Source organism: Lysinibacillus sp. fkY74-1, from assembly GCF_053165895.1.
Genome location: NZ_CP170173.1, coordinates 4227380 through 4244156 on the forward strand (window position 1 = coordinate 4227380; position 16777 = coordinate 4244156).

The 16777-nt window shown below is 37.6% G+C and carries 18 protein-coding genes and 1 riboswitch; of the genes, 2 read left to right on the forward strand and 16 right to left on the reverse strand.

Annotation, left to right across the window (positions count from 1 at the left end; all coding sequences use genetic code 11):
* Nucleotides 1–21: 21 nt before the first annotated feature.
* The 5 genes from ACE1MS_RS20880 to ACE1MS_RS20900 form a co-directional block, all read right to left on the reverse strand.
* Nucleotides 22–786, reverse strand: coding sequence for a tyrosine-protein phosphatase (locus tag ACE1MS_RS20880; RefSeq protein ID WP_031416567.1), 765 nt, complete (start codon nucleotides 784–786; stop codon nucleotides 22–24).
* 135 nt (nucleotides 787–921) lie between these two features.
* Nucleotides 922–1872 carry an ABC transporter substrate-binding protein gene (locus tag ACE1MS_RS20885; protein WP_447402594.1) on the reverse strand — a complete coding sequence of 317 codons (951 nt, stop codon included), beginning with the start codon at nucleotides 1870–1872 and terminating at the stop codon, nucleotides 922–924.
* Entirely contained in the window at nucleotides 1856–2413 is a 558-nt protein-coding gene (locus tag ACE1MS_RS20890; RefSeq protein WP_031416569.1) for a hypothetical protein, read from the reverse strand. The genes ACE1MS_RS20885 and ACE1MS_RS20890 overlap by 17 nt, the downstream gene beginning before the upstream one ends.
* A 164-nt stretch (nucleotides 2414–2577) precedes the next feature.
* Nucleotides 2578–2777: riboswitch (cobalamin riboswitch) on the reverse strand.
* 102 nt (nucleotides 2778–2879) lie between these two features.
* Nucleotides 2880–3425 carry a glutathione peroxidase gene (locus ACE1MS_RS20895; RefSeq protein ID WP_012295874.1) on the reverse strand — a complete coding sequence of 182 codons (546 nt, stop codon included), beginning with the start codon at nucleotides 3423–3425 and terminating at the stop codon, nucleotides 2880–2882.
* 87 nt (nucleotides 3426–3512) lie between these two features.
* Nucleotides 3513–4064, reverse strand: a complete 552-nt coding sequence (locus ACE1MS_RS20900) for a hypothetical protein (RefSeq protein WP_012295875.1) — start codon at nucleotides 4062–4064, stop codon at nucleotides 3513–3515.
* A gap of 90 nt (nucleotides 4065–4154) precedes the next feature.
* On the opposite strand from ACE1MS_RS20900, the gene ytvI reads away from it, so the two are divergent.
* Entirely contained in the window at nucleotides 4155–5213 is a 1059-nt protein-coding gene (gene ytvI / locus ACE1MS_RS20905) for a sporulation integral membrane protein YtvI (RefSeq protein ID WP_012295876.1), read from the forward strand.
* An 84-nt stretch (nucleotides 5214–5297) separates the two neighbouring features.
* Here the strand turns inward: ytvI and ACE1MS_RS20910 are convergent, their stop codons facing one another.
* Nucleotides 5298–6434 (reverse strand): C40 family peptidase, encoded by a 1137-nt coding sequence (locus ACE1MS_RS20910; protein ID WP_012295877.1) that lies wholly within the window; start codon nucleotides 6432–6434, stop codon nucleotides 5298–5300.
* Between the two features lie 348 nt (nucleotides 6435–6782).
* Nucleotides 6783–8771, reverse strand: a complete 1989-nt coding sequence (locus ACE1MS_RS20915) for an ABC1 kinase family protein (protein ID WP_031416574.1) — start codon at nucleotides 8769–8771, stop codon at nucleotides 6783–6785.
* Between the two features lie 249 nt (nucleotides 8772–9020).
* Between ACE1MS_RS20915 and ACE1MS_RS20920 the strand changes: the two genes are divergently transcribed.
* Nucleotides 9021–10715, forward strand: a complete 1695-nt coding sequence (locus ACE1MS_RS20920; protein WP_031416575.1) for an FAD-dependent oxidoreductase — start codon at nucleotides 9021–9023, stop codon at nucleotides 10713–10715.
* 38 nt (nucleotides 10716–10753) lie between these two features.
* On the opposite strand, the gene ACE1MS_RS20925 is transcribed toward ACE1MS_RS20920, so the two are convergent.
* The 9 genes from ACE1MS_RS20925 to ACE1MS_RS20965 all read right to left on the reverse strand — a co-directional run bounded on the left by ACE1MS_RS20925 (nucleotide 10754) and on the right by ACE1MS_RS20965 (nucleotide 16759).
* Complete coding sequence (locus tag ACE1MS_RS20925; protein ID WP_447402595.1) at nucleotides 10754–11704, reverse strand: c-type cytochrome; 951 nt, start codon at nucleotides 11702–11704, stop codon at nucleotides 10754–10756.
* A gap of 232 nt (nucleotides 11705–11936) precedes the next feature.
* The gene (locus tag ACE1MS_RS20930; protein WP_036164834.1) at nucleotides 11937–12641 is read right to left on the reverse strand and encodes a DsbA family oxidoreductase; all 705 of its coding nucleotides are present in this window, start codon (nucleotides 12639–12641) and stop codon (nucleotides 11937–11939) included.
* A 2-nt stretch (nucleotides 12642–12643) separates the two neighbouring features.
* Nucleotides 12644–13429 (reverse strand): sulfite exporter TauE/SafE family protein, encoded by a 786-nt coding sequence (locus ACE1MS_RS20935; RefSeq protein WP_012295882.1) that lies wholly within the window; start codon nucleotides 13427–13429, stop codon nucleotides 12644–12646.
* A 68-nt stretch (nucleotides 13430–13497) separates the two neighbouring features.
* Nucleotides 13498–13725: a sulfurtransferase TusA family protein gene (locus ACE1MS_RS20940; protein WP_012295883.1), complete on the reverse strand. Its 228-nt coding sequence runs from the start codon at nucleotides 13723–13725 to the stop codon at nucleotides 13498–13500.
* Between the two features lie 145 nt (nucleotides 13726–13870).
* Nucleotides 13871–14998, reverse strand: a complete 1128-nt coding sequence (locus ACE1MS_RS20945; protein ID WP_031416578.1) for an MBL fold metallo-hydrolase — start codon at nucleotides 14996–14998, stop codon at nucleotides 13871–13873.
* Between the two features lie 84 nt (nucleotides 14999–15082).
* Nucleotides 15083–15478: a DsrE/DsrF/DrsH-like family protein gene (locus tag ACE1MS_RS20950; protein ID WP_012295885.1), complete on the reverse strand. Its 396-nt coding sequence runs from the start codon at nucleotides 15476–15478 to the stop codon at nucleotides 15083–15085.
* 16 nt (nucleotides 15479–15494) lie between these two features.
* Entirely contained in the window at nucleotides 15495–16043 is a 549-nt protein-coding gene (locus ACE1MS_RS20955) for a sulfurtransferase TusA family protein (RefSeq protein ID WP_031416580.1), read from the reverse strand.
* Between the two features lie 63 nt (nucleotides 16044–16106).
* Nucleotides 16107–16406, reverse strand: a complete 300-nt coding sequence (locus tag ACE1MS_RS20960; RefSeq protein ID WP_012295887.1) for a rhodanese-like domain-containing protein — start codon at nucleotides 16404–16406, stop codon at nucleotides 16107–16109.
* 11 nt (nucleotides 16407–16417) lie between these two features.
* Nucleotides 16418–16759 carry a rhodanese-like domain-containing protein gene (locus tag ACE1MS_RS20965; RefSeq protein WP_031416581.1) on the reverse strand — a complete coding sequence of 114 codons (342 nt, stop codon included), beginning with the start codon at nucleotides 16757–16759 and terminating at the stop codon, nucleotides 16418–16420.
* Between the last annotated feature and the right edge of the window lie 18 nt (nucleotides 16760–16777).

Genomic DNA, 16777 nt, shown 5'->3' on the forward strand with positions numbered 1-16777 from the left:
AATTTGTGAAAGGGTTTTTATTTAAATTAAGCAAAAGGACTGTAATTGCTCACGCTTATCGGCTGTTAGGCCAAACTCCTGCTCCAAAAAGGCTGTCTTTGAGCCATAACGATGATCCATAGCGTCAAGTGCTGCCTGTAAGTAGTCTTCACGAGCAGACATTAAAGCATAAAATTGCTGTAATTCTTGTTCGTTATATTGGTGCTCAATCGTTTGAGCCATTCTTTCTACCATGGGACGCAAATGGATATTCGTATCTAAATAATCTTCCATAATAGTTTCCTCAGGTACATCTAAAGCCAATAAAATAAGAGCTCCGCCAATTCCTGTTCGGTCTTTTCCAACTGCGCAATGATGGACTAGTCCTAAATTATCAGGGTTTTGTATCGTCAACATTAATTCCTTAAAAGAGGGATTATGGAAAGGCATTTGTGCATAAAAGTCCTTGAACATATCAGCGTTAACTACTTTATAAAACTCTCTACCACCTGTATTTGTTGGCATTTCAAAAGCATGCTTTCCCTTCGCCGGGATTTGAATATATCGAGTTTGTGGAAATACAGGATTAGGGTTATGTTGTACTTCATTCGTGTCACGATAATCAAAAATTGTTTTAATACCTAATGTTTCAAATAATTCTTTATCTGTCGATGTCATTTTACCAAGTGCGGCGGAGCGATAAAATAAGCCCTCCCTTATAACACGCCCATCTCTCGTTTGATACCCCCCCATATCTCGGAAATTATAAACGGCCTCAAACGAAATATTTTTTTGTACTTGCTTCACTGAACTACACCTCCCTATATTAATAAGTGTTCTTATCTTTATTCTATCGAACAAACTACATGAATACCAATTTTCACACTAGGTAATAAAATAAAAAATGCTAGCTGTAATAAACAACTAGCATTTTCTACGATCTTATTTATATAACTCTGGATACACAGCTTTAGCAACTAGCTCAACTGCTTCACCGATACGCGGACCTGGGCGATTTGAGATATCTGTGTCAAGGGGTTGAACTGCCTTATTTTGAATAGCTGATACCGTACTCCACCCATCACGAGCAAGGATTTCTCCAATTGGATTTTCTGTATAGTTGACTGTTGTTAAAATGACGTCTGGATTTCTCGCAATAACATCTTCCTCAGATACTAGCTTCCAGCCATTTAAATCTGCAAACACATTCTTTACATTTGCCGTATTTAGTATTTCTTGTTGGAAAGTGCTAGAGCCTGCTGTATATATTTCTGGCTTTGGACTAATCTCTAAATAAACATTTTTGGGTGTTTTTACTTCTTTAACCTTTGTTTTCACATCAGCGATTTTTGCTTTAATTTCTTCGTTTAATGCCTTTCCTTTATCCTTCACATCCATAACGGCAGCAATTTGTTCGATATCTCCATATACATCATCGAATGTAGCCGCTGATTGAATAACAAACACTTTAATTCCTGCATCTTCGAGTGGCTTAAGTGCATCCTTCTTACCAATCGTATACGCAATCACAACATCTGGCTTTAACGCTATAATTCGCTCACTGTTATAATTCACAGTATCAGAAACACGTTCGATTTTTTGAGCTGCTTCTGGATAAGTATCATATTCAGTGGCACCTACAATTTTATCGCCAACCCCTAGTGCAAATAGAATTTCTGTGTTACTAGGTTGTAAAGACACAACTGTTTTTGGCACTTCCTTAAACTCTATTTCCACACCACGATCATCGGTTACTTTATAACTTGTTTGCTCAATCTTTTGTTCATCTTGAGACACATCCTTATTTTTTGTATCTCCCGCGGTACCACAACCTGCTAAAACGAGCGCTAGCAATAAGACCGATAGCCAGTGTAAATTAAATAGTTTCTTCATTATTATTCACCTTTTTCTTTTTCATTGGATAGGATTTACTCATAAACGGAATTTCAGCTATTCCGGCTTGTTGATTCATATAGACAGCCATTACAAAACATACATTGGCTAATAAGCCTAAATAATCAAAGAGAATAGACGGCACCTCTTGTTCTTCTGAAACCTTGTGTAAAGTTCGATACGATTTTTTCGCCTCACTACGGCAAAGATGTAGAGCAGCCGCCGCCTCTGTTCCTTGAGGTAAAACAAAATTTTGAATCTCATCCTTCACATGACGAACATAAAAATCATAGCGCGCACTTAACCAGGATAGATCTTCATCTGTAACTGCTAGCTTTCCACGAACAGAGCCATTAACATGATAAGCCATAGGTAAAATCTGCATTAAATCATCTGCAACAGCCTGGACATCCTCTTTCTTCACTACAGCTAGTGCAACCCCTATATGCGTTGTTAAACTATCTGTGCGAATCTCAAAATCGACAGTTGAAGCCCTCTCACGCATAAAAGGATAACAAGAATAACGTGCATCTTTTTTCAATCTACTATCCCCCCATTTTTCCAAATGAAAATTCTCGCTTGTTCAGTACATAAAAAAACGTCGCTCCTCACGCAAAGGAACGACGAAAATAACATAATGATTGTCATACAAACACGACACTGCCTATGTATTTGCCGTATATCCTCCTAGCTTCCGAAGAGTTGTTATACGTTCAAATAAAGGTCGGTCTCCTGGCTTGTACAATGCTATTATATGAAATATATAATAGCTATAAAGAACCTTCCCATTTCCTACGAAACAGTGGCTAATCTTTATAATGGCTGTACTTACAGTTGCGGAAACAGCTTCGGCTTTTACCGAATTCCCGATTATGCTAGCAAGCACCTTTATTCTGCAAGAATAATTCACTTGTAATGCAGTTTATCATAGATTGATAGGAAAAAATAGTTACGTACAAAAAGGATACTCGTTTTATAGGCGATATCATAGCATTAAAGTTACTCGACTATAATACTTTTTCAATTGCTTGCTCAATATCAAGCTGTGAGTCTGTAGGCTCAAAGCGAGCTACGGTTTTTCCGCTTGCATCTACTAAAAATTTAGTAAAATTCCAGCGAATATTTCGACCATCTAAGAAACTTGGAGCAAATTGAACGATCGCCTCAGCCAGCATTTTCTCCTGCATGCTTGCTTTCCCGAATTCACGGAAATCGACTTCATGTTTTAAATAATTAAATAAAGGATGTGTCGTCTCACCATTTACTTGGATAAGCTCAAAAATGGGGAATGTAACTCCGTAGTTTACTTTACAAAGATGCGCAGTTTCCTCTCCATCTTCTGGATTTTGGTGGCCAAATTGATCGCAAGGAAAACCTAGAACGACAAAATTATTTTTTCCATATTTATCGTACATTTTTTGTAAGTCTTCAAATTGATATGTAAATCGGCACTGATTAGCTGTATTAACTATTAGCAATGTTTTTCCGCGAAATGTTTCCATTGATAAAATTTCACCATTCGGCTTTCGTACTAAATAATTATAAATGCTCATTCCCTAACCCCTTTTGTTTTTTTCATATATTATAATTGACTATTCTCCAATAACCAAAGAGTTTGCACAAAAAACACCATCTCGTTACTAGGAACGGATGGCTGACTTATATTTCTTTTTATATTTAACATTTTGCTCTTCATTAATTAATCGATGTGCTATGTCTAATAATTTAGAATCACTCGTATGATCATATAATTTTTTTAAGGATACAATAATATCATAGCGAATGAGAGTAGGATGCTTCTCATCTAAACAAGTTTGAAATCTCTTGGCTAAAAAAGATACAACTAAATCGCTTTGTACTTGGCCTGCTAAACCAATTTTCCAAATAGCTTGTAATGTATGCCTTGCCGTGACAGGCTTATCATCATAGGTCACAGCCCAAATCTTTAAAAAATCTTCCAATACTCTTTCTTCGGGATCACTGTTTGCAGCTAAAGCACATAAAATTTGCGCGGCAAGTGCACGGGCATGGCCATTTTTATATGTAAGTGCTTGTACAAGCTGTTCCCACACTGCATATGTCCAATCTACGGGCTCCTGCAGAATTTTCATCAGTTCCTCGTAAGATTCATATTGTATATCTCGATTACGCTCTGTTAGATTATTAAAAAGTTGCAAAATCTCTTTTTCCATAATTTATCCCTACCTTTATTGTTTCAGAACGTCATTAAACTTTATTTATGGTACACTTAACTTAATTTTTTTCGCAAAGAAGGTGAGTTTATGAATAAATTTAATGCTAGGAAATTGATTTTTCGATTGCTAGTGATTCTGTCCCTAATTATAGCTGCTTATTTTATTATTCCTGTATCTATGCCGTTAATATTAGCAGCTATTAGCGCATTTTTCCTTGAACCGATCGTCATGTTCTTTAAAAGGCGCTGGAAAATGTCTCGAAAAATTGCAGTTGCCTTTATATACATAGTGAGTGTCATTATAATTTCTATTATTTGCTATATTTCAATTACACAGATCATGACGCAAATAATTTTATTGTCTAAGCAAGCTCCCTATTATATTTCCAAGCTATCAGATATGTGGCTTCATATGCAAGAAAATATTTCTAAATACACTGAAGACTTTCCACCTGAAGTTAGTACTTCGCTTCAAAAAACCACAATGGATTTCATAAAGAAAATTGAAGAAACTTTTTTAAGTTTCTTTAATTATAGCAAAGTTTCAGCCTTCTTTTCAGAGATTCCAAGGCTATTTATCAGTCTTCTCGTCTATATGATTGCCCTATTCCTATTTATGCTTGATCTGCCAAAATTGAAGCGCATTACTTATAAGTATTTAAAGCCTAATACAGCAAAGAAAATAAAAATTATTTTAAACCGTTTAAAGGATGCAACATTAGGCTATATGAAAGCACATTTATTTGTAAGCTTCATTATTGGAGGCGTTACACTTGTTGGACTTTTATTAATCCAGCCGAAATACGCCATAACGATGACTATTATTATTTGGCTGATAGATATAGTCCCTTTTTTAGGCTCCATCATTATTCTAGCACCGTGGGGGTTTTATCACCTTTTAATGGGAAACACAGCTATTGCTGTAAAATTATTCATCTTAGCTGCTATTTTACTCATTATTCGTCGTGTAGTCGAGCCTAAACTAATGGGAGACCATATCGGTTTATCAACTTTACCAACATTAATTGCTATGTTTATTGGTCTACAGTTATTTGGAATTATCGGTTTGCTTATTGGACCCTTTGTCATTATTTTCTTTATCGCCTTGAAGGAAACAGGCATCATTAAAGTGAACTTTAAAATTTAATCCCAATAAAAAAGGTCATCTTTGTATTTTTCCTTTACAAAGATGACCTTTTTATCAAGTTAATCGTCTATATAATATGGTGGCTTATTGAATTCGACCAAAGCCTACTAAATATTGATTCCACCAATCAAGTGATTCAATGACAACACCATTATTTTGAGCATCAATCATTGTGTTGTTACCTAAGTAGATACCTACATGCGCTACACCTGAGCCATAGCTAAAGAATACTAAGTCACCAACACGTGCTTCACCAGCAGAAATACGTTGTGTTGCTAAATATTGTTGTGATGCAGTACGTGGTAAAGAAACGCCTGCTTGTTTGTAAGACCATTGTACAAGACCAGAACAGTCAAACCCTGAAGTTGGATTATTACCACCCCATACATATGGACGACCAAGGAATTGTTTTGCTGTAGAAATTGCATCACCTGAAGAGGCAGTACCAGCGCCTGAACCAACGATAATTTTTTGTGGTTGTTCACCATCACCGTTATTTTGAGTAGCTTGTACTACTGGTGTTGCTGCTTGAAGAGCACGTAAACGAGCCGCTTCCTCTTCTGCTGCCTTACGTTCTGCTTCTAAACGCTCTTCTTCCTGTTTTGTAGCAATTTGAGCTTTTAAGGCTAATGATTTTGCTTCATTCTCAGCCTTTTTCACTTCCATTTCGCTTTCTTTTTGTTGAAGCTCTTGGAATTGTTTTTGAAGCTCTTTTTGTTTTTCATCTAATGTAGCTTTTTGTTGCTCTAAGCTCGCTTTGTCAGCTTCTTGTTGATCCACTAATTCTTGGTCCGCATCCATTAATGTTTTAACCGCTACGACACGGTCCATTAAATCGGCAAAGCTTTTTGCTTCAAGAACTACATTTAAATAAACACCGACTGTGTTGTCTTGTGCTTGGTATGCAGCCATACGTTCACTTAAGATTTTAGAACGTTGCTCAATACGTTTTTTTGTTTCAACAATACTAGCATCCACTTCTTTAATTTCCGCTTGTACTTGTTTAAATACTTTTACTTTTTCGTCGATCTCTTGTTGTAATTTCGTTAGTTCTTCTTGTAATTTTTTAACCTGTGCATCTATTTCAGCCTTTTTCTCAATCATTTGTTGAGAAGTTTCTTCAGCATGTACTTCTGTTGGTTGAATTGTATTAAATAATAAGCCGCCTGCTAGTGCTAAAGCTAGCACCATCGACTTACGCCATTTATTGCGCTTACCCACGTACCTTCATTTCCCTTCATTTATCAATTTCGCTCTGAATACTCTATGTAATCTGTTGAACGATTCTATATTTAATCATTTGTTCTTATATATTTGTTTTAGCCTTTTAAAGTTTAGCATTTCCAGCATAACTTTTATACTATTTCCTATCTATTTAATACATTAGTAAAACTCGAAACATTTCTGTAACATTCGCGTAAAATACCAATTATTCTACAACGCACTTATTTATTCTACATACATCTGTTTTTAGCTAATTCGACATTAGTCCCAGGATCTACTTTGTAATGTTTTTGTAATATTACTCAGAAATGTTTCAAAAAAAAGAGGCAGGGAATTGATCCCTACCTACTGTTTCATGGAACGCAATGCCTGTATTGATAACCTTACTAACAAAATTGCACATAAAAATAACCCTAAATAAGCAGCAGTGTTTAGGTACACTGCATAAGAATCATGAATAAATTGTGAGATTGCCAAAAGGGCAACAGATATAATTCCAAATGTAATCCCTACTAAAAGCAGTACAAATCGTGAAAACAAATGGGTGATGAATCGGGCATTATGTTCATCAGAAAATATATCGTGATGTAAAATAATTTTCCCACTTTCTACACGCTGAATTAGTTGATCCACTCTTCTTGGCATTTTACGCAAAGTTGGTATCAGCATGGATAATTCCTCTTGCAACCGTTCTTTTGTAGCCATAGGTTCTTTAAATGGCTTTAGGAAAGAAGCACGCATATATGTAGCAGAAAAATCTTTAGCTTCCGTAAAAATATCAAAACGTGGATCAATTACCCTTAATGTTCCATCTAATGTCACCAATGAGCGGAGTGCTAAACCTACCGCAGGGTAAAAGGCAAGTCCAAAATCCCGCACCACGGTAAATAAAGCATGTATTAATTCTTCTGTTGGTATGCGATCTACATATGAGATTTTTAGTAAAATTTGATCAATTGCTTGTTCCATTCTTGCGCGTTCCGCATGATCCGCATTTTCCACTAATAGTGTTAAGCCATCGTACAAAACGCTGGAGTCGTTGAGCTGAATACCCATCAAGAATAGCTTTAAACCCTCTTGTTGTGTGGCCCCCAATCTTCCAACTGCTCCAAAATCGAGCAATACGGGTGTACCATCCTTCTCATCAATGTGAATATTTCCAGGATGAGGATCAGCATGAAAAATACCTGAAAAAAGCATCTGTTCGAAAAAAGAATATAATACCGTTCTAGCAAATTGTCTGCGATCAATGGACAGACGATTGAATTCAGCTCCCCCATCCGCCACACTATGTCCACGAATATATTCCATCACAATAATATTTTCATTACTGTAAGCTGTATAAATTTTCGGAATCCGGACCTTATAATCACTTTTAGCTAATGCGTTCTTTACCTGTAGCGTATTACGTACCTCAATATCTAAATGAATCTCCTCACGTAGCCCATCTGCAAATCCACCAGCAAGCTCACGAAAGCCTAGTGACTCTGCCCATGTAGATTTAGATGAAAGCCAATTTGCAAATTCCTCTAATATTTCAAGATCATCGCGCATAATCCCTTTTACTTCAGGACGCAGAAGCTTGACGACAACATCTTCATAATTTTTTAGTCGGGCCTTGTGCACCTGACCGATTGAGGCCGCTGCAATGGGCTCCATTTGAAATTGACTAAATACTTCATCCATAGGTTGAGGAAGTGAGCCCTCTAAAATATCTGTTACTTGCTCTACTGGTAAAGGCTTCACACGATGCTGTAGCCTTTCTAGCTCATCTATAAAGATGGGTGAAAATAATTCTTTACGTGTAGATAGTACTTGTCCAAATTTAATGAATATCCCACCACATTGCTCTAATGTTGCTCGCAATGCAATCGCCAGCTCTTTTTCGTTTTCACGTTGCCTTGCATATTTAATCGTTTGTACGACACCGTTTGTAACAGCAATTTTTAAAACTTGTCGCAATCGTTTCTGCTGTCGCCAATAGCTACGCAGTCGTAATAGCAAAGATTTTTGGCCATTTCTGCGATCTCCCGTTGTTATGCCACTTGGATCAAAGAGCTCAAAAACCAAATACAGCAACATAGAAATGAGTAGCATACTCCCTATCCAAATTAATGTGCTGACCTCTGTCACTGTTTGCATCATTGTTTCAGACAAAAAATCTGTATGACGCAAATAAGAGTACCAGTAAACAAAAGAGGTTAATGTCACACTAATAACGACTGAAAGCACTCTTCGCACAAAATTGATATTTGAGCCAATTAATCGTCCGCTCACAATATAAATCAAACCCGATACTATCATGATTTGGAACAAAAACTTCAAAAAAATCAACAGCGTCACCTCCCATATCAGTTCCATTTCCTACTACTGTAAGTATAGCAAATTTATACATCAACTTGCTGTCACAAGGTACACCTAAGGAAATTTGTTAAGTTATTAACTTGATAAAATACCTTTAGGGGTATATTATTTAATTGTAGTGTTTATACTGCATAATTTATCTATTTAGAGAACTTCAACCTTTATTTAAAAGCACTTATATACCCTATTATGTATTAATTTTAAAAGGAGTGTTTACAATTGAGTAAAAAATTTTTAATAGTTGGTGGCGTTGCAGGTGGGGCATCCACTGCTGCTCGTATCCGTCGTCTCGATGAAAGGGCAGAAATAATTATGTTTGAAAAAGGGCCAAATGTTTCATTCTCTAATTGTTCTCTCCCCTTCCATTTAAGCGGGATTGTTGAAAATAGTGACAAATTAATTTTAATGACGCCTCAAGGCTTTCAAGCAAAATACAATATCGAGGCTCGTGTTCAGCAAGAAGTTGTACGTATTAACCGAGAGCAAAAAACCATCACTATTAAGGATTTAACAATAAATAGAGAGTATGAGGAAAGTTACGATACGTTAATTTTATCTCCAGGAGCAAGTCCTATCGTCCCCGACTTAGAGGGTATTCATTCTGAGCACGTCTTTACCATTAGAAACGTGACTGATATTGAGCGTTTAAATCGATATCTACAAACAGATCATGTACAGGACATTGCAGTGGTCGGCGGGGGCTTCATTGGTGTAGAGGTAGCAGAAAATTTGAAGCTAGCAGGCTATAATGTCTCTTTAGTTGAATTCGGCCAACAAATTATGGCTCCTTTTGATGTTGATATGGCTCAAATATTGCACAAGGAAATGATTGATAAGGGGGTTCAAGTCATTGTCAATGACGGTCTTGCAAAGGTTACTCCAGATTATGTGACGTTAAATTCTGGAAAACAATTGACAGCACAAGCAGTAGTGTTAGCGATTGGCGTTCGTCCTGAAATCCACTTAGCTAAAGAGGCTGGGCTAACTATCGGTGAACTAGGGGGCATTCTGGTTGATGCTAATTATGTGACATCTGATCCTTCCATATACGCTGTGGGAGATGCGATTGAAGTATTCCATCAACTTACCCATAAACAGACGCGCCTCGCTTTGGCTGGTCCCGCTCAGCGACAGGCACGTGCTGCAGCTAATCATATGTTTAACATCGCTCAACACAATAAAGGGGTTATTGGATCTTCAAGTGTACAAATTTTCGACCTCGTATGTGCATCAACTGGTTTGAACGAAAAAACAGCTCGAGCAAATGGCTTTCAGTCTAAAAGCGTTTATTTGATAGCTCCAGATAAAGTAGGCTTAATGCCAAATAGTCATGCTCTTCATTTTAAGCTCGTTTATGAAACACCCACAGGTAAAATCCTTGGAGCCCAAGCTATAGGTAAAGGCAATGCAGATAAAAGGATTGATGTGATAGCAACCCTCATCTCCATGGGTGGTACTTTAGAAGATTTGAAGGAGCTAGAGCTATCCTATTCTCCAATGTTTAGCACTGCCCGTGATATTGTCAATTTGGCAGCTCTTGTAGCTCAAAATCTATTACACGGACACTTCAAACAAATAAAAGTAGATGAAGTGAGACCACTTATTGAAAATCAAGCCTACTTCTTAGACGTACGTGAAAAGAATGAATTTGAATCTGGACATCTCCTTCATGCACACAATATTCCTCTAAGTGAACTTCGAGAAAGAATGCATGAGATACCGCAGGATCAACCTGTGTATGTACATTGCCGATCCGGTCAACGTAGCTATAATGCCGTTATGGCCCTTCAGAATAGCGGTTTCTCTAATGTCTTTAACGTAAGTGGGTCATTTCTCGGTATTAGCCTATATGAATATTTTACAGATATCACAACAAACAGAGATAAAATTGTTACTGCTTATAATTTTAAATAACTTAAAAGGGATGCCCATAAAACGGCATCCCTTTTTCGTTAGTTTGTAGATAGTACCTTTTCCCAATCAATAGTACCATTTTTAACTTGCTCACGTTTTTCTTTACTCATAATATCATTTGGTTTTCCGCCTTTTGGCCAGTCTTTATCGTGATTTGGCCATTCAGGGCGATCTTGAGATAAAATAAACGCTGCTAAATCAGCTGCTTCTTGATCTGTTAACGTCCCTGCTGCACCTACTGGCATATTATTTTGAATATAGCCAGCCATTTTTGACATACGTGCCATGCCCGCACCGTCGTTAAATGAATTATCTCCCCATAATGCTGGACCAGTATTAGCACCAGTTCCAGAGCCATCAGCCGCATGACAAGCTATACAGGACTGACCATAAAGCTCCTCACCATTATCAACATTTGGAATTGGTACATTCTTCATATCACTAGTACCTGCCCATTCTCGTTTTGCTCCAATTGGAACACCTTCAGAAATATATGCAAAATAAGCGACCATAGCCTCTAGCTCATCACTATTCATTTCAAATTTTTTACCATTCATACTACGAACCATACAGCCGTTAATGCGCTCTTCAATTGTAACTACACCACCCGAGCGTCCAATATATTGTGGATAATTGGCCATTACTCCTACTAATGAAGATGCTTGCTCGTCATAGCCAGCACCAGCATGGCAGCTTGTGCATGATAATTGATTCCCAACATATTCGTCCGCCGCAACTTGCGTATTATTAACAAGCTCATAGCCGTTTAATATTGCCTCTTTCATAGGTCCTTCTGGCACTTCATCAATACTTGGTGGAGCGTAGACAACTGACTGAGCAGCTGCTGTCGTTGGTAATTGCGCCTGCACTGTCGTATCGTTCTCCTCCACAATCGAATCAACTGTAATTTTGTCACTAATAATTGTTGCTACAAAAATTGTGCCTACTAACAATACTGTCCCTGCTACTCCTGCTACTATAGGTTTCATCTATAATACCCCCCTTTGTATACTCACTTATATTTTAGCAACATAGCATTTTATTAGATGTGATTTTTCTCACACTACTATAAAATAGAACCATTCAGATGATAAAAATGGATAAATTAACCATAATTTATTGTACTACTACACCAAAATCAAGACTTAATACCTCTTGCAGTATGTAGTTGAATCAAAAAAAATGTCGAGTACTTTAAGTACTCGACACCCATTCATCAGTTTACAGGTTACACGCCCCATTTGTACACGTATCCTCACCTGTTCCCACTAATTTAATGCTTGGCTGAATTCCCACTATTTTAGCTGTCTGATGTAAAGTTCGCACAAAGACTTCATTTGGCTCTGCCCCTTTAATGCCATAACGATTTTCAAATACAAAGAATGGGACACTTTGTATACCAAGTTGCTGCGCATCATATCGATCCAGGTTTAAAGCCTCAAGAAAGGCATTAGTAGCTAGAACATCCTGCGCCCCATTTATATCTAAGCCTAATTGCCCAATCACTTTTAATAAAAAAGAATCATCATTCACATCTTCGCCAGCCATAAAATGACCAGCCATCAGTGCTTCTGTATATGCCGATGCTTGACCAAATTGCTGCGTCCATTTTGCTAAACGATGTGCTTTTTCTGTGTGAGCTGTTTTCATCTTTTCAAAATTATAATACAACCCAACTTCTGCAGCTCTGGATGCCATATTCGCTGTCATATCATATACTTCTTCACGTGTTGCGTTATACTTTATAGCCAACGCGTCTAAAAAAGTCGGTGCATTTACTTTAGGCGTATCCGGAGCTATTTGATAAGCCTTGTATTCAATTTCTACTTGTCCCGAATAGCCACTTGTATCAATTGCACGTTCCAATTCTAGCTTGGCAATATAACAAAATGGACAAGTAAAATCCGTGAAAACTTCAATTTTCAAAGTTATCCCCCCCCAATAATATCTACCCAAATTTTAATGGCAGTAGCCAATATGAGCATTGCCAAAATGCCTTGCAAGCTTTTGGTATTCAATTTTTTCCCAGCCTTTGCACCAAGTGGGGCCGCTATAAGACTGGTAATAATCATTATGAGCGCAGGGAAATATTCAACTTGTCCTGTCATTAATTTTCCAACCATTCCCCCTATAGAGGAGATAAATGTAATCGCTAAACTAGTCGCAATGGTCATACGCGTAGGGATTCCTAAAACCACTAGCATAATGGGGACTAATAAGAACCCACCACCTGCTCCGACAATACCTGAACCAATACCAACAACTACGGCTAATAAAATGGCCAATGTTTTATTAAAAGTAACATCCTGCATAGGTTGATCGTCAATTTGTTTTTTGGGAATAAACATCATGACTGCGGCTATTAAGGCTAGCACACCATAAACTATATTTATGCCTGCCTCTGATAAAAATTTGGAACCAAAACTACCAACAAAACTTCCTGTTAATATAGCACCACCCATATAGATAATGAGTGATTTATTTAAATATCCACCTTTACGATATACCCATACACCAGCTATGGAAGCAAAAAATACTTGTATGGCAATAATTCCGGAAACCTCATGAGCTGAAAAGGCCATAAATCCTAATAATGGTGGAATATACAGTAGCATCGGGTAATTAATAATGGCACCACCAATACCTAACATCCCTGATACAAACGAACCAAGAAAACCAATCAAAAAGATCGTTAATATCCATGTAATATCCATACATTTTTCCTTCCTTCCGAAAAGTGAAAGAAGGGTTGTTCTATTTAATAGACAACCCTCCATTAGCCTTAAGCTTTCTGAATTAAAAACGTAATAACACCTGCTTCTTCAGATTGATCTAATATATTATGACCTCCAGCTTTTGCCCAAGCAGGAATATCCGCTAAAGCCCCTTTATCTGTCACCTGAACTTCTAAAATTTCTCCAGTATTTAATGTATCTATCGCCTTTTTTGTTTTCACAATGGGCATTGGACACGAAAGACCTTTTGCATCTAATTGTAAATTTGACTTCATATTGATCCCCTTCAGCACGGCAAAAGTTGTAAGCGATTTGCCGGTTCTTCTTGTTATTTTAGATTCCTGAAGGATGAGCACCTTCAATATCTGGAATATCCACATTTATAATACACAGACGTACCTATTGTACTTTTAGCAAATTTTATCGAACAGCACAGCGATTTGGACCGATTTCCATTTCAGTTTGTTCATCTGGTGTGGGAGTTATTTTCCCCATATTTACCTGACGGATTTCTTGATAGGCATTAGGTTGTGGTGGTAATTGATCTGTCACGACACGTTTAAATTCAACTTCATCATAAATATTCAAACCATGATTTTGTACAAATAAATCCCCTAGTCGTTTTGCTACTGTCCCATCTTCGTTAAGTTCATCAATTATCATAAAATGAGCTGGTAACACGATAAGCTCACCCGATAATTCTCGATAACGTTTGTAAAGTGTATCTCGTAAATCTCCAACCCAATCCTCAGCAAGGCCTGCTAAATCAGGACGTCCAATAGAATCGATAAATAAAATATCCCCTGTTAACAAATATTTGCTATCGACTACAAATGATGTAGAGCCAATTGTATGACCTGGTGAGTAAATAGCTCCTACATCTATTTTTGAATTACCAATTTGAACAGTCACTCCATCAACTAACGGTATATAGGAAAATACAACCTCTTCTGCATCTTTCGGCGGCAAGTAATAGACCGCACCAGTTGCCTCAGCTATATGACGTCCACCTGAAATATGATCGGCGTGTAAATGTGTATCAAAAACATGTGTGATTTTCACATTCTTCTGTTCAGCGAAACTTATAAATACATCTGTAAAGCGAACAGCATCAATGATAGCTGCCTCACCTTCAGATATCACCATATAAGAAAGACAGCCCTTCCCTAAACGGACAAATTGATACAGCTCTCCCCCACCCGTTAAATCACCCACTTTAATAGGCTCTAAATATTCACTCCAAGATTTCATACCACCTGCTAAATAGGCAACATCTCGACCAGCTTCCGATAGCATTTCAGCCACCATCAATGATGATCCTTCTTTAGCACAAACGACTAGAATTTTTTTATTGGAGGGGATTTTCGGCAAGATCTCCTCAACACCATCTAACAGTTCAAAATATGGTACATTTAAGTACTCAAATCGATGTCCTTCTATTTTCCAGTCTTCAAATGCATCTGCATTACGAACATCTAAAATAAACAATTCTTCATTGTTAATGACCTTTTTGGCAATTTGTGAAGCATTCCATTTCTGCATCGGCATGTATATAACCCCCATAGGTATAATTTCAAAGTTTTTTAGAGCGGAGAGGCATTCCCCTCCGCCTTACTGGTACAAAAGAATTCTTTAGAAAGTTAGTGATGGTGCTGCATCTTTTGCAAACTCAAGGAAAGTAACAGCTCCTCCTACTTCAATACCATCAATAAAATCATCTGTCGATAAGCCCATTACATCCATAGTCATTTGACAAGCAATAAATTTAACACCTAATTCTTGGGCTATGTCCACTAATTGAGGAATGGCAGGAACATTCGCTTTCGCAAAGCCTTCCTCAAATTGCTCTGCTCCAGCAGGTATTGGTAACGCATGCATCCCTTGCTTATGAATGAGATTCAATCCTTCAAACGTGAAGAAAATCGCTACCTCCTTCTCAGAAGCTGCTGCTGCTGTTGCAATATTAAACACCTTATACGCATCAAATAAACCACCGTTACTTGCAATAATTGCTACTTTGTTTGACATGATAAAATTCCTCCTATTAAATGTTTTTTGTTAATTTACCTTGCCAGGATGTCATTCCTGGTAGAACGTTAAAGACCTTTATAAAACCATGTAAGGCTAGCTTCTGTGCAGCCATATCGCTGCGCTTTCCAGTACGACAAATAACATAAATCTCTTGCTCTTTATCAAGCTCTGACAGTCGCGCTTCCAATTCACCCATTGGAATAGATTTAGCGCCCTCGATATGCCCAAAGGCAAACTCTGCTTCTTCACGCACATCAAGAATTAATCCGTCACGATTGATGATTTGCTCTAAATCAATCGTTTGATCAAACGAAATTTCTTCTATTTGATCGTTTGTACATTTGCGAATATAATGCTTGAGCACCCCTTCATTTTCTAAAGTGCCAATATATTGGTGACCTACAGTTTCTGCCCAAGCTGCAATATCAGCTTTAGAGCCTCTATCTGTCGCACATACTTCTAAAATTTGACCGTCTATAAGATCAGCCATTGCTTTTTTCGTTTTAACAATGGGTAACGGGCAAGAAAGGCCCTTGGCATCTAGCTGAAAATCTGCCTTCATTCTCATTACAACCTCCATATACCCATAAGGGTATTATTTTCAACAAAAAAATATAGCTATAAGCTAGTATTGTACTTCGCCCTCCCAGGACAACATTCCACCAACCATATTTGAAACATGAAAGCCTTTACCTTCTAAAATTTCGGTAGCACGAGCACTACGAGCACCTGATCGGCAAACCATAATATACGGTTCATCCTTATTCAAATCCTGTACGCGGAACTCTAATAAACCAAGTGGAATATGGATTATACCCGGAATATGACCAGCCGCTACCTCTTCTACCTCTCGTACATCAATCAGGCTCAGTTTTTTCCCCTGAATGATTGCTTGCTCTACTTCCTTTGCTGTAATTTCCTTCATTTACTTTCCTCCTAATACGCGCTCATTCCACCGCGAACATTTGTAACACGCTCAAAGCCTTGCTTTTTCAATTGCTTACATGCCTGACTACTACGCATACCACTTTGACAAATCACAACCACTTCTTTATCCTTCGGTAGTTTGTCAAAGCCGGACCCAAGCGGCATATTTTTAAACTGAGAGATATGGCGTCCTTTAAACTCCGCTGGCGTGCGTACGTCGATAAATATCTTATCCTTATCATTCAGCATATTTTTTAATTGGACTGTAGAAATAGATTGAACACCCTTTGTTGGTTTCATTCGCCAAATGAAAAATGCTGCAATAATTGCAATAACGATCCATGTTTCCAAGTTATCACTCCTCCTTTT